The organism is Thermomonas carbonis (assembly GCF_014396975.1).
In the GTDB taxonomy this organism is placed as follows: Bacteria; Pseudomonadota; Gammaproteobacteria; order Xanthomonadales; family Xanthomonadaceae; genus Thermomonas; species Thermomonas carbonis.
This window is the reverse complement of sequence record NZ_CP060719.1, coordinates 3228719-3242402: the sequence shown is the minus strand read 5'-3', so window position 1 is coordinate 3242402 and position 13684 is coordinate 3228719. Positions and strand designations below refer to the sequence as shown.

Below are 13684 nucleotides of genomic sequence, written 5' to 3'. Positions count from 1 at the left end.
TGTTCAGCGATAGCCGGCGGCTTGCAGTTCGAACAGTTCGGCATAGCGTCCGCCCTGGGCCATCAACTGCTCGTGAGTGCCGCTGGACTCGACCTTGCCGTCGGCCAGCACCAGGATGCGGTCGGCCATGCGCACGCTGCTGAAGCGGTGGCTGATCAGCACCGCGGTCTTGCCGTCGGACAATTCCTTGAAGCGCTCGAACACTTCGAACTCGCTACGCGCGTCGAGCGCGGCGGTCGGTTCGTCCAGGATCATCACCTGCGCATCGCGCATGTAGGCGCGGGCGATGGCGATCTTCTGCCACTGGCCGCCGGACAGGTCCACGCCTTCCTTGAAGCGGCGGCCGATGATCTGGTCGTAACCCTTCGGCAAGGCGGCCACGACCTCGTCGGCCATGCCCTTGCGCGCAGCGAGTTCGACCCGTGCGCGGTCGCCCATCGCCTCGATCAGGCCCACGCCGATGTTCTCGGCCGCGGTCAGGTGGTAGCGCACGAAGTCCTGGAAGATCACCCCGGTGTTGGCGCGCAGGTCGTCGAGGTCGTAGTCCTTGAGATCGCGGCCATCCAGCAGGATGCGGCCCTCATCCGGGTCGTACAGCCGCGCCAGCAGCTTCACCAGGGTGGTCTTGCCGGCACCGTTCTCGCCCACCAGCGCCAGCACTTCGCCGGCATGCAGCTCGAAGCTCAAGCCGCGCAGCGCCCATCGGTCCGCACCCTCGTAGCGGAAGCCGACGTTGTCGAACACGAAGCCGCTGCGGATCTGATCCGGCACTGCGAGCGCATCGGGAATGCTGCGGATCTCGGGCTCGATCTCGAAGAACGAATACAGGTCGTCCAGGTACAGCGCCTGCCCCGCCACTTGCGAGAACCCGATCAGCAGGCTTTCCAGCAACTGGCGCAGGCGGCGGAAACTGCCGGCGAGGAAGGTCAGGTCGCCGATGCTGAAATCGCCGCGCACCGTGCGCCAGGCGATGTAGGCATACGCCACGTAATAGCCCAGCGTGCCCAGTGCGGCCAGCAGCACGCCCCAGAACGCGCGCTTGCCGGCCAGCTTCGCATTCGCTTCGTAGAACTTCTGCGACAGGGTGCGGAAGCGCTCGATGAAGAAGCGGTTGAGGTTGAAGATCTTGACCTCTTTCGCGGTCTCCACGCTGGCACCGACCTGGCGCAGGTACTCCAGCTGGCGGCGTTCCGGCGTCCATTGGAAATTGAGCGAGTAGTTCAGCGCATTGAAATGCGATTCGCCGACGAAGGCCGGGATCAGCGCCACCGCCAGCAGCACCATCAGCCACGGTGCATAGGCGAGCAGGCCGATCGCGAAACTGACCACGGTGATCGCATCCTGGGCCTGACCGAACAGCTGGCCCATCAGGCCCATCCGTCCCATGGTCTGCCGGCGCGCGCGATCCAGCTTGTCCTGCAGGTCGGCGTCCTCGAAGTCTTCCAGGTCCAACGTGGCCGCGTGTTCCATCAGGCGCACGCTGGTCGCGTTGGTGAAGCGTTCGGAGAGCAGGGTGTCGACGTAGCTGGTCAGCCTGCCGAGCAGGTCGGACGCGATCGCCAGGCCGAATTCAAGCGCCAGCAGCGCAAGCAGGTGGTCGAGTGCGCCGGAGCGCCAGGCCTCGCCCAGTGCATTGCCCACATCCAGCCCGATCAGGCGGATCGCCTCGTCGATGATCAGCTTGCCGACGTAGAGCGTGGCGATCGGCAGGAACGCGCGGACCAGCCGCAGGCCGATCGACGCCAGGGTCAATGGTTTGCTGGTCGCCCAGATCTCGCGCAGGAACGGCTTGATGTTGCGCATCGCGGCGAAGCGCTGGCGCAGGTTGAGCTGAGCGGCGGGGAGGGGTGGTGGCATCCCGCGATTGTGCGGGAAACATTCGTGCAAGGCGTGTCACGCGGCGCATCGGCGTGTTGCGCCTGCGTGCCTCGGGAAGGCACGCAGGTCAACGCAGGGGTAGCCTGTGACGACCCCCGCGCGGCACGACGTGCGGGGCTTGGAAGAACGCGCTTCGGTCAGCGCGGCACGGGCGGCGGAAGCCGTGCGTACAGGGTTTCCGGCGGCAGGCCGAGGGCCTTGGTGATCTGCGCCATGACGTCGTATTCGCGCTGGTCGAGCTTGGAGTCGGAGGCCGCCAGCCGCACCAGCACGTCGTACAGGCGCTTGGAATCCTCGGAGCCGGCCGGGTGCGCATCGGTGAAGCGCAGCAGCTCGCCTTGCAGGTTGATGTTGCGGTGCATGCCGCGCTCGAATGCCTCCGAGGCGATCCGGCGCGCCGCCATCGACAGGTCCAGCTCGTCCATGAAGCGGTTGGCGAGGTCGGACTCGTGGCTGGTGACAAGCCTGTCGGCCTTCGCCAGGTAGCCCATCGTGCCGAAGAACACCTCGATGACCATCTGCTGGTCTTCGGTGGGCCGGCCCATCGCCAGCATGTCGCCCAGCATCAGGCGCAGATCGTTGAGGATGCCGCGGATGCCCTCGAAACGCTTGGATGCCTCGTCGTTGCCACTCATCACTCCCCCTACAGAACGTTGGCCAAGGCCCCATCCTGCGCCTCTGGCGGGCTGCTGAAAAGGGCGGCGCGATATCATTGGCCTCCCCCCGATCCCGGCCAGCCAGATCCGTGACAGCCATCAAGCAGGACGACCTCGTCCAGTCCGTCGCCGACGCCCTCCAGTACATCAGTTACTACCACCCGGTCGATTACATCAGGAGCCTCGCCGCCGCATACGAGCGCGAGCAGTCCCCGGCCGCGAAGGACGCGATGGCGCAGATCCTGATCAATTCGCGGATGTGCGCTGAAGGGCATCGCCCGATCTGCCAGGACACCGGCATCGTCACCGTGTTCCTCGATGTCGGCATGGACGTGCGCTGGGAAGGCTTCACCGGTTCGCTGGAAGATGCGGTCAACGAGGGCGTCCGCCGCGCCTACCACCATCCGGACAACAAGCTGCGCGCCAGCGTGCTCGCCGATCCGGCCGGCAGGCGCATCAACACCAGGGACAACACGCCCGCCGTGGTCAACATGAAGATCGTGCCGGGCGACAAGCTCGACGTGATCGTCGCGGCCAAGGGCGGCGGCTCCGAGGCCAAGTCCAAGTTCGCGATGCTCAACCCGTCCGACTCGATCGTCGACTGGGTGCTCAAGACCGTGCCGACGATGGGCGCGGGCTGGTGCCCGCCGGGCATGCTCGGCATCGGCATCGGCGGTACCGCGGAGAAGGCGATGCTGCTGGCCAAGGAATCGTTGATGGAGCACATCGACATCCAGGAGCTCATCGAACGCGGCCCGTCCAACCGGGTCGAGGACCTGCGCATCGAGCTGTACGAAAAGGTCAACGCGCTCGGCATCGGTGCGCAGGGACTGGGCGGCCTGACCACCGTCCTCGACGTCAAGATCAAGGATTACCCGACCCATGCCGCCAACCTGCCGGTGGCGATGATCCCGAACTGCGCGGCCACCCGGCATGCGCATTTCACCCTCGACGGCAGCGGCCCGGTCGCGCTGGAACCGCCGTCGCTGGAGGACTGGCCCACGCTGACCTACAACCCGCAAAACGCGCGTCGCGTGGACATGGGCGCACTCACCCGCGAAGACGTGGCGACCTTCCAGCCCGGCGAAGTGTTGCTGCTCAACGGCAAAATGCTCACCGGCCGGGATGCCGCGCACAAACGCATCGTCGACATGCTCGACAAGGGCGAGCCACTGCCGGTCGACCTCGCCGGGCGCTTCATCTACTACGTCGGCCCGGTCGATCCTGTGCGCGATGAAGTGGTCGGCCCGGCCGGCCCGACCACTGCCACCCGCATGGACAAGTTCACCGAGCAGGTACTGGCGCAGACCGGCTTGCTGGGCATGATCGGCAAGGCCGAGCGCGGCCCGGTCGCGCTGGAGGCCATCAAGAAGCACCAGTCCGTGTACCTGATGGCGGTCGGCGGCTCGGCCTACCTGGTGTCGAAGGCGATCAAGGCGGCGCGGGTGGTCGGATTCGCCGACCTCGGCATGGAGGCGATCTACGAATTCGAGGTCAAGGACATGCCGGTGACCGTGGCCGTGGATGCACGCGGCACGTCGGTGCATGTGACCGGTCCGAAGGAGTGGCAGGCGCGGATTTCCGCGGGCAGCATCGGCAACATCCCGGTTGTGCTGGCGTGAGCAATACCCGCGTCGTCAACGGGCCGGACTTCAAGGTCTGCTATGAGGACGAACCCGGCTACCTGCGCGCCTACGTGTTCGACGGCACGGACTCGGTCGACACCTCGATCGCGATGTGGCGCATGCTCGCGGCCGAGGGCGCAGCGGTCGGGGCGACCAAGATGCTGATCCTCGAGGATCTCGTCTCGACCGTGGGCCTGGAGGATCTTGGGAAGGTGATCGACGGGATCGAGGCCGCCGGCATGGGCCGCTTCCGCAGCGCGTTCGTGGAACTGCGCGACGACATCCAGGGCAGCGAACTCGGCGAAATCATGCTGCAGGAACGCGGCATCACCATCCGCATCTTCTCCAACGAGAACGAAGCGCGACACTGGCTGTTGTACGGCAGCTGATTCAGGGCGGCAGGGCGGCTGGCTGCGGCTGCGGCTGCAACAGGTCGCCGCCGTCTTCCAACCGCCGCGCATTGCCCACCTGCGCATCCAGCGCGCGATCCACCGAGGTGTCGCGTGCCCGCGCGGTTTCGTGGGCGTGCGGCTCGTCGGTCTCGCCGCGTTGCAGTACGACTTTCTGCACGCTTTCCGGCGGGACGATGCCGATCTTGCGTAATGCGTTGCGTACCTGTCGCATCGCCTCGCTGCGGGTCCGGGCCAGGTCGTTGCCGCGCTGGTCGATCCAGCCGCTGAACTGCAGGATCGCGCCATCGTTGGACAGCGTCCGGATCAGCGCGCCGGGCGGCGGGTCCGCCAGTACGCCCTCGATCGCCGCGATCGCGGCGATGCCGGCGTCCATCGCGTCATGCCAGGAGGCGCGATTGTCGACGCTGGTCTCGAAATCGAAGCGGCGCTTGGGATTGCGGCTGTAGTTGAGCAGCACCGACTTGAACACCACGCTGTTCGGCAGCTGCAGGTGGTTGCCGTCGGCGGTCATCAGGATCGTCGCGCGCGCGGTGAGTGCGACCACTTTTCCCTCGAAGCTGTCGATGCGCACGGTGTCGCCCGGCGAGAACGGCTTGCGCAGGCTGAGCAGCACGCCGGCGATGTAGTTCTCGGCGATGTCCTTGAAGCCGAAGCCGAGCACCAGGCCGATCACGCCGGCCGAACCCAGCACCGCGCCGACCAGCGAGGTCGCATTGAGCAGGTCGAGCGCAATCACGACGCCTGCCAGCACGATCAACGTGCGAACCGTGCTGCGCAGCAGGCCTTCCATGTAGGGATTGCTGCTGCTGAGGCGCTTCACCATGCGCATGTGCCGGCTGGCGAAGCCGCCCAGCCAGCTGGCGAACAGCACGATCAGCAGCGCGATCAGCAACAGCGGGATGCTGGCGACCAGATGCAGCAGCTTGTCCTGGACTTGTTCGAGCGCCTGCATGAAGCGCTCCCCGAGGCTGCTGGCGGTGGGAAGCTTGTCGGGATCGAGGATCGGCATCGGCTCGCGTCAGAGTTGGGACTTGATCGGAAGGATGAACTTCTCGGCCAGTTTCTGCCGCAGCGGGCGATCTTTCCACATCTGGTAGGTGTACAGCACGGTCGGCTTGAGGTCCGCTTCGAACACCTCGGTCATGCGCGCGGCGAACTCGGCGTCGTAGACATTGAGGCTGGCCTCGTCGTTGAGCCGGAACGAACGGATGTCGAAATTGGTCGAGCCCACCGATGTCATCAATCCATCCACGATCAGCAACTTGTTGTGCATCATCGTCGGCTGGTATTCGTGGATTTCCACGCCGGCCAGCAGCAACTCGCCCCAGTGCGCCTTGGAGGCCAGCCGCACCGTTTCCGAGTCGATGTGCTTGCCCGGCACGATCACGCGCACGCGCACGCCGCGATGGCGTGCCGCCTGCAGGGCCTGGATCATCAGCGGATCGGGCACGAAATAGGCGGCCTCCAGGTCGATGCTGCGCTCGGCCGCGGCGATCGCCATCAGGTACATCAGGTGCATGCTCTCGCTGCCGCCGGCGGGCGAGGCCACGAACATGTGCGCGTCCATCGCGCCGACGGGTTCCAGCGGCGGGAAATAGTCCGCGCCGTTGAGGACCACGCCGGTGGTCTTGATCCAGTTGTCGTTGAATGCCGACTGCACCTGCGCCACCACCGGGCCTTCGATGCGGAAATGCAGGTCGCGCCAGTGGTCGGTGTCCTGCGCATGGCCTTCCCACTGGTCGGCGATGCCGACGCCACCGGTGAAACCGATGCGCCCGTCGATCACCAGCAACTTGCGATGGGTGCGGTTGTTGAGGCGGCCGAGGTTGTACCACTTGAGCGGGCGGTACTTGTGGATCTCCACGCCCGCGTCCTGCATCCGCTTCAGCAGGTCGTCCTCCATCTTGATGCTGCCGACCCAGTCGACCATCACCTTCACCTTGACCCCGGCGCGCGCGCGCTCGGCCAACGCCTCGGCGAACTTCGCACCGATATCGCCGGACCAGTAGATGTAAGTCTCGAAGGTGATCGTCGTGGTCGCACCGCGGATCGCCTCCAGCATCGCCGGGAAGATCTCGTCGCCGTTCTGCAAGTCGCCGACCCGGTTGCCGGGGATGATGCCGGGGCCGAGCAGGACGCCCATCTCGCGGCGGAACTGCGGATCGGCCACCGCATAGCGATGCTCGATCTTGCGCTCCAGGGTCTTTTCAGAAGTCTTGAAGTTCATCGCCAAGGTGACCACGAGCAGGGTCACGAGGGCGGTAATGGCAATCGTCCAAGCCATGCGTTTGCGGCTCCAGCGTCGTGGCATTGCGGCGATCCGTGCGGGATCCAGTGGGCGCGCAGCTTGGCCTGAATCCGTTCAGCGTGGCGTGAAAGCCGCGTCGCTACAGCCACCAGGCCAGTGCGAACAGGCCCAGCATCGTGAACGCCAGCGCCAGCTTGAGCACGGTGCCGAACAGAATGCCGAACCACGTGCCAATGCCGATCTTGGCGGCCTGTCCCAGGTCCTGCTTCTGCAGGCTGCGTCGATGGATCAGCTCACCGCCGATGGCACCGGCGAACGGGCCCATCAGCAATCCGATCGGCCCGAAGAACAGGCCGGCGACCGTGCCGACCATCGCACCGATGATCGCAAGCTTGCTCGCCCCCACGCGCCTTGCACCGAGTGCGGTCGCCCAGAAGTCCACCGCCAGCGAGAACACGGTCAACAATCCCAACACCACCAGCATCGGCACGCCGACCTGCTGGAAATCGCCGGCCCACGCGGCCAGCAACATGCCGGCGAACACCAGTGGCAGGCCGGGCAAGGCCGGCAAGATCGTCCCGGCGATGCCGATGACGACCAACAGGACGGCAAGCACGTAGTACAGGGTGGTCGGTTCCATGATGTATCCAGCGAAAGGGCGGAATCATTTTGCAGGAATGCAGCGGCAAGGACGCGAGTCCGGACAAGCGAACGGCCCGCAATGCGGGCCGTTCCGGTGCTGCGTTAGAGATGTGTTGTCGGGTTACTGCAGATACGCGCGGCCGTCGGAGACCCGAACGCGCGAGCCCTCGCGGAAGCCCGACACGTCGCCCTGGGTGACCGTGGTGGTGCGTCCGTCGTCCATGCGCACGTGCACGGTGTAACCATCGCTGCGATTCTTCTGGATCGCGTTGCCGGCGGCAGCACCGGCGACGGCACCCGCTGCTGCAGAGATGTTCTGATTACCCTTGCTGCCGCCGGTCTGTGCGGAAACCTCATGGCCCGCAACCGCGCCGATGATACCGCCGATCACCGCGCCTGCCGTGCCCGAACTTCCGCCGACGCTGATCCGGGTGACCGTGCCGCAGTTCTGGCAGGTGTTGCCGTAGTTGTTGCCGTAGCTGGATCCGCCGGAGTAGCCGGACGAGCCGGTGCTGGCGCAGCCGATGCTGGCTGCCATGGCCAGGCCGAGCGTAGCCGCGCCGATGCTGCGGAGATAAGGATTGCGAGTGGTCATGATTGGGTCTCCTCCCGGCGAGCGGGTGATGGGCGTCGAGCGGTTGCAGCGACGAGCCGATCCTGTGAGCCCGCGCATGAACCGAAGCCGACAATCGCGCGGTGCAGGCGCATCGTCCTCACCGCCGATTCACCCACGTCGACGCGGCGTCAACATGCGATGGCCGGCAGTCTCCAACGACAAGGCCGCCCGGAGGCGGCCTTGTGGTATCGCATGGCAATGGATTCAGCCGCGGAAATCCTGGTGGCAGGCCTTGCAGGTTTCGCCAATGGATTTCATCGTCGCGCCCAGGCCATCGCAGGTCAGCGGCGGGTTGGCGATCGCCTTGTCGGTGGCGGCGCGCATCGCCGAACTCGCGGCAGTGAAGCGGGTGTCGTCGCGCAAGTCGGGGAACGCGGCATCCAGATCATTCGCGGTGACCCGCAGCGCCTGCAGGTGCGGCAGGATGTCGGTCGCGTTGCAGCGATTCGCGTCCATGTCGCCCTTCAATTGCGCCATGTGCCACTGCTGCACGTGCATCAAGGCATCCGGCAAGAGATCCTGCGGTGTCTTGCGGGATTCCAGACTGCGCAGAAGCATCACCACGCCGATTGCACCCAGCGCCAGGCCGAACAAGAAGAGAAAAAGGTAGCGGCCGGCATTGGACGGTCGGCGGTTCGGGTCGGCGTCGGACATGGCGGCTCCGTGGCGTTCGGCTGAGGGTTCGGGTCGATCTTGTCACAGGCAAGCACAGGCAGGAACCGGTGACCGATTCCTGCCGTCGCCCTCACCAGCCCATATGGTGGCCGCCGTTGATATCTAGGTTGGAGCCGGTGATCCAGCTCGCCTGCTCATCGGCAAGGAAGCCGACGCCATACGCGATCTCCTCCGGGGTGCCGAGGCGACCGGTTGGGATGTCGGCGACGATCTTCGCGCGCACTTCTTCCGGCACCGCCATCACCATGTCGGTGGCGATGTAGCCCGGCGAGATCGTGTTGACGGTGACGCCGTTGCGGGCGTTCTCGCGCGCCAGCGAAATGGTGAAGCCGTGCATGCCGGCCTTGGCCGCGGCGTAGTTGGCCTGGCCGTACTGGCCCTTCAGGCCGTTGATCGAGCTGATCTGGATGACACGGCCCCACTTGCGCTCGCGCATGCCTTCGATCACCGGGCGGGTGACGTTGAACACCGAGTTGAGGTTGGTGTTGATCACGTCGCCCCACTGGTCGGCCTTCATCTTGTGGAAGGTGCCGTCGCGGGTGATACCGGCGTTGTTGACCAGGATGTCGACCGGCCCCAGCGTGGATTCGACTTCGCGCACCATCGCCTCGGCTTCCTCGGGCGAGGTCACGTCGCCCTTGACCAGGGCCACGTCGTAGCCGTCGGCCTTCATCTTGTCCTGCCAGGCGCGCGCCTTTTCCTCGTTGCGGTAGTTGGTGGCGACCTTGTGGCCCATGTCGGCCAGCCGCTTGACGATGGCGGTGCCGATGCCGCCGGTACCACCGGTGACGAGTGCGACGCGGGAAGTCATGGGGGGAACTCCTGAAAAGTGGCAGATGTGAAGCGGGATTCTAACGGCGCGATGTTGCATCAGCGTTGTGCGCTGCGGCGGATGCGGGCAAGGCGTTGCGCGGTACCCGATCGATGCGGAAGGCATCGGTCGCAGCGATGAGGAAGCCGGCAGGCGACTCGATCGATGCCGGCAACGCGACTTGCCCAAGCGCGGCCCAGCACGCTCGCAAGGCAGGCAGCGGACCCGTGGGATCGACCGGCATCGCTGCGCAGGACTTCGACAGCTTGCGGCCGTCGGCACCCAGCAGGAGCGGCAGGTGGGCGTAGCGCGGTGTCGGCACTCCCAACGCGCGCTGCAACAGGAGTTGCCGTGGCGTGGAGTCCAGCAGGTCGGCACCTCGGACCACATCGGTGATGCCCTGGTCGGCATCGTCCACCACCACAGCGAGCTGATAGGCCCACAGGCCATCGGTGCGGCGCAGGACGAAGTCGCCGACTTCGACATCCACCCTCTGCACTACGCGTCCATGCACCAGATCGTCGAAAGCGATCTCGCAACCATCCGGCACGCGCAGGCGGATCGCCGGATCGGGCCGCCGCGCACCGGCAACGCAGCGGCGATGGATGCCACCGGTCGCCGCTAGGTCGCTGCGGCTGCAATGACATTCAAACGCCAGTCCATCCGTCAGCAACCGGTCCAGCGCGGTCAGGTAGAGATGGCCATGCCGGCTCTGGTATTCGACCGGGCCGTCGTGGTGCAGCCCGAAGGCGGCCAGTGCGGCACGCTGTCCGTCGGCCGCGCCGGCGATTTCGCGCGGCGGATCCACATCTTCGATCCGCAGGAGCCATCCACCGCTGGCCTGCCGCGCCAGCAGCCAGCTGCCCAAGGCGGCCAGCAGCGAACCCGCATGCAGCGGGCCGGTGGGCGAGGGCGCGAAACGGCCGCGATAGGCGGGCAGGGTCATCGTGGGTCGGTCTGTCTTCAGATTGAATTTACAGGCGCGTGGCCACACTTCCGGAACAGGCCGCGCCTCCCCTGCGGCAGGATGGCAGATCGATGTTCAAGCGCGGATTCCTGTTCCTTGCAACCAACATGGCGGTGCTGGCGCTGGTCAGTATCGTGATGTCGATCCTCGGCGTGAACCCGCAGCAGTTCGGCGGCTTGCTGATCATGGCAGCGCTGTTCGGCTTCGGCGGTTCGATCATTTCGTTGCTGGTGTCCAAATGGATGGCCAAGCGCGCGACCGGCGCGCATGTGATCGAAACCCCGCGCAACGAGGCCGAACAATGGCTGCTGAGCACGGTGCGCCGCCAGGCGGAGGCCGCCGGCATCGGCATGCCCGAGGTCGCGATCTACGACGCCCCGGAGATCAACGCCTTCGCCACCGGCGCCAACCGCAACAACGCGCTGGTCGCGGTGTCCACCGGCCTGCTGCGGGCGATGAGCCGCGACGAGGCCGAGGCCGTGCTGGCCCACGAAGTCAGTCACGTCGCCAACGGCGACATGGTGACGATGGCGTTGCTGCAGGGCGTGCTGAACACCTTCGTGATCGTGCTGTCGCGGGTCATCGGCCGCGCGATCGATGGCTACCTGGGCAACCGCGACGGCTACGGCATCGGCTACTACTTGGGCGTGTTCGTGCTGGACATGATCTTCGGCATCTTCGCCTCGATGATCGCCATGTGGTTCTCGCGCCATCGCGAGTTCCGCGCCGATGCCGGTGGTGCCGCGCTGGCCGGCAAGCAGAAGATGATCGCCGCGCTGGAGCGGCTGGCGCAGACCCATGGCCAGAGCACCCTGCCCAAGCAGGTCGCGGCCTTCGGCATCAGCGGGGGGGTGGGCAACGGCCTCAAGCGTCTGCTGATGAGCCACCCGCCGCTGGAGGAGCGCATCGCCGCGTTGCGCAACGCGCAGCCGGATGCAGGCGCGTTGCGTCAGGGCCTGGTGGCCTGATCGCACCATCGATCGGCATGCAAGCGAAAAGCCCGCCGTAAGGCGGGCTTTTTCATGGGGCGACGTGGCGGCGATCAGCTGAAGTCGTAGGTCATGTCGGGGCCGGCCGGGGCCAGGAAGTCGCCCTGCACGTAATCCACGCCCGCCGAGAACAGCAGTGTCATGCTCGACGCATCCTGCACGCGCTCTGCCACGGTGCGGATGCCGCGACCGCCGGCCTGCTGGGCAATCTCGCGCACGCGTGCCTGCGAGTCCGCGCTCTTGGACAGGTCGTCCATGAACTGCGGATCGATCTTGAGCAGGGCAGGCTCGAAGTGCTGCAGCGTCTGCAACGAGTTGAGGCCCGCGCCGAAATGCTCAAGCGCCATCCGGCTGCCGAAACCCGCCAGCGCGCCGGCGAATTCCTGCGCCGCGTGCAGGTTGGTGAACACCTTCGCTTCCGGCACGGCCAGGATCAGCTGGTCGCCGGGCACGCCCGCACTGGCCAGCTGCTCCGCGATGAAGGCCGGCATGCTGGGATCAAGCAGGGCTTCCTGCGACACCGACAGCAGCACGCTGGTGCGCTTGCCGGCGCGCAGGCGCTCACCGATGAGGGCGATCGCGCGGGATACCGCCCAGCGGTCGATCGGGCGCAGGAGGTCGTGTTCCTCGGCGATCGGCAGGTAGGTGCTGGCCTCGACCGGGACGCCGTCGCTGCCGTGCAGGCGCAGGAACATCTCGTAGGTTTCGCTGCCGTCGCCCTGCAGGGCGATGACCGGCTGGAAGTCCAGGCGGAAGCCTTCGCTGTCCAGCGCACCCCGGATGCGCGCGACCCAGGCCTCGATGCGTTCCTGTTCGGCGCGATCGACTGCACCGGGATCGAACAGCTGTACCCGGTTGCCGCCCACGCCGACCGCGGACACCACGCCCTGGGTGGCCTTGGCCAGGACCTGGCTGGTGCTGGCGATCTTCTCGCCGATCTGCACGCCGCCGACGCTGACGGTGGCGTTGAGGGTGTTGTCGCCGACTTCCAGCACGTGGCCGGCGAAGGCCTCGCGCACGCTCTCGGCGAGGTCGCTGGTGGCGCGGTAATCGCTGCCGCGGACCAGCAGGGCCAACTGGTGCTCGCCGAAACGGGCGGTGATCGCACCATTGGCGACGCTGTCCAGGCGCTGGCCCATCGCCGCCATCAGGTCGTCGGCGGCATCCAGGCCGATCACTTCGAGCAGTTGCGCGTGATGGTCCGGTTCGATCAGCAGCAGGCCATGCACCGCACCTTGGCCGGCTGCCTCGGCGACGCAGTTGTCCAGCAGGCCGAGGAAGGTCGGGCGGTTCAGCAGGCCGGTGGCGGCATCGCGCTGCTTGAGCTCCTCGACCTGGCGGGCCAGTTCCGGATCCTGCTCCGCAGCTTGGCGGCGGAAGATCACCTGCTGGCAGGCCTCGCCCTCGTACTGCGCCGCGGTGAATTCCATGATCGCCGGGAAGTCGTCGCCGTCGATGTCGCGGGCGGTGAGTTCATGGCGCGGCGGCGGCGGCTCGCCCTTGGACAGCCGCTTGAGCAGGGCCTTGAACTCGTCCACGTCCTTCGGCGCGATCAGGTCCAGCAGCGACATGCCCTCGACGTCCTCGAAGGTCTCGTAGCCGAACATCTCCAGGTAGGCCTGGTTCGCGCGGATGTGCATGCCTTCGTGGATGTAGGCGATCGGCTCGCGCGAGGAGTCGATCAGCATGTCGCAGCGGCGCTCGGTCTCGCGCATCTGCGCTTCGAGATGGCGCTGCGAGCGGCGGGCGTCGAGGTCGTGCCATTCGGTGCGCACGTTCTTGAGGAATTGCTGCGGCCGGCCGCGCAGGGCGACCGTCTGTGCGCCCTGCGCCTGCACGCTGTCCAGGATCTCGTCGGTGATGCCGTCGAGCACGGCCAGCAGCGGCACGTCGCGGCCGCAGCCCGTGACCACCATCGCCACTTCGGCGAACGGCATCTGCGTGGACGCATATTCGGCCAGCACCATGTCGACCTGCTGCTGGGCCAGGATGCTGGCCAGCTCGTCGATGGTTTCCGCGCGCAAAGGACGCACGGCGATGCCGGCGTTGCGCAGGCTGCTGACGATGGCCTCGGCCTCGTTGACCTGGTCGTCGACAAGCATCAGTCGTAGAGCGGTGTCCTTGCCGATCGCCATGCGGGGGCTGCAATCCTTGCGTGATGGGG

General features: G+C 66.4%; 13 protein-coding genes. 3 read left to right on the top strand and 10 right to left on the bottom strand.

Annotated features, from left to right (window positions below):
- Nucleotides 1–3: 3 nt before the first annotated feature.
- Both H9L16_RS14990 and H9L16_RS14985 read right to left on the bottom strand, forming a co-directional pair.
- A complete protein-coding gene (locus tag H9L16_RS14990) occupies nt 4–1857 on the bottom strand; it encodes an ABC transporter ATP-binding protein (RefSeq protein ID WP_229796482.1) in 1854 nt (617 codons plus the stop codon).
- A gap of 158 nt (nt 1858–2015) precedes the next feature.
- Nucleotides 2016–2513 (bottom strand): TerB family tellurite resistance protein, encoded by a 498-nt coding sequence (locus H9L16_RS14985; protein WP_187552441.1) that lies wholly within the window; start codon nt 2511–2513, stop codon nt 2016–2018.
- Between the two features lie 110 nt (nt 2514–2623).
- Here H9L16_RS14985 and H9L16_RS14980 point away from each other — a divergent pair, with 110 nt between their 5' ends.
- A complete protein-coding gene (locus H9L16_RS14980; RefSeq protein WP_187552440.1) occupies nt 2624–4156 on the top strand; it encodes a fumarate hydratase in 1533 nt (510 codons plus the stop codon).
- Nucleotides 4153–4548, top strand: coding sequence for a hypothetical protein (locus H9L16_RS14975; RefSeq protein ID WP_187552439.1), 396 nt, complete (start codon nt 4153–4155; stop codon nt 4546–4548). Before H9L16_RS14980 ends, H9L16_RS14975 begins: the two co-directional genes overlap by 4 nt.
- Nucleotide 4549: 1 nt before the next feature.
- Here H9L16_RS14975 and H9L16_RS14970 read toward each other — a convergent pair whose 3' ends face one another.
- From H9L16_RS14970 to gluQRS, 7 genes are all read right to left on the bottom strand, one after another.
- Nucleotides 4550–5581, bottom strand: coding sequence for a mechanosensitive ion channel family protein (locus tag H9L16_RS14970; protein WP_187552438.1), 1032 nt, complete (start codon nt 5579–5581; stop codon nt 4550–4552).
- Nucleotides 5582–5590: 9 nt separating this feature from the next.
- Entirely contained in the window at nt 5591–6856 is a 1266-nt protein-coding gene (locus H9L16_RS14965; RefSeq protein ID WP_187554220.1) for a phospholipase D-like domain-containing protein, read from the bottom strand.
- Between the two features lie 103 nt (nt 6857–6959).
- Nucleotides 6960–7460, bottom strand: a complete 501-nt coding sequence (locus H9L16_RS14960) for a DUF456 domain-containing protein (RefSeq protein WP_187552437.1) — start codon at nt 7458–7460, stop codon at nt 6960–6962.
- A 123-nt stretch (nt 7461–7583) separates the two neighbouring features.
- Entirely contained in the window at nt 7584–8057 is a 474-nt protein-coding gene (locus H9L16_RS14955) for a glycine zipper 2TM domain-containing protein (RefSeq protein ID WP_187552436.1), read from the bottom strand.
- Between the two features lie 225 nt (nt 8058–8282).
- Nucleotides 8283–8732 (bottom strand): cytochrome c, encoded by a 450-nt coding sequence (locus H9L16_RS14950; protein ID WP_187552435.1) that lies wholly within the window; start codon nt 8730–8732, stop codon nt 8283–8285.
- Nucleotides 8733–8823: 91 nt separating this feature from the next.
- A complete protein-coding gene (gene phbB / locus H9L16_RS14945; RefSeq protein WP_187552434.1) occupies nt 8824–9564 on the bottom strand; it encodes an acetoacetyl-CoA reductase in 741 nt (246 codons plus the stop codon).
- A gap of 40 nt (nt 9565–9604) precedes the next feature.
- Complete coding sequence (gene gluQRS / locus H9L16_RS14940) at nt 9605–10510, bottom strand: tRNA glutamyl-Q(34) synthetase GluQRS (RefSeq protein WP_187552433.1); 906 nt, start codon at nt 10508–10510, stop codon at nt 9605–9607.
- Nucleotides 10511–10602: 92 nt separating this feature from the next.
- Between gluQRS and htpX the strand changes: the two genes are divergently transcribed.
- A complete protein-coding gene (htpX, locus tag H9L16_RS14935) occupies nt 10603–11499 on the top strand; it encodes a protease HtpX (protein ID WP_187552432.1) in 897 nt (298 codons plus the stop codon).
- 74 nt (nt 11500–11573) lie between these two features.
- Here the strand turns inward: htpX and H9L16_RS14930 are convergent, their stop codons facing one another.
- Nucleotides 11574–13655, bottom strand: a complete 2082-nt coding sequence (locus H9L16_RS14930) for an EAL domain-containing protein (protein WP_187552431.1) — start codon at nt 13653–13655, stop codon at nt 11574–11576.
- Nucleotides 13656–13684: the final 29 nt, after the last annotated feature.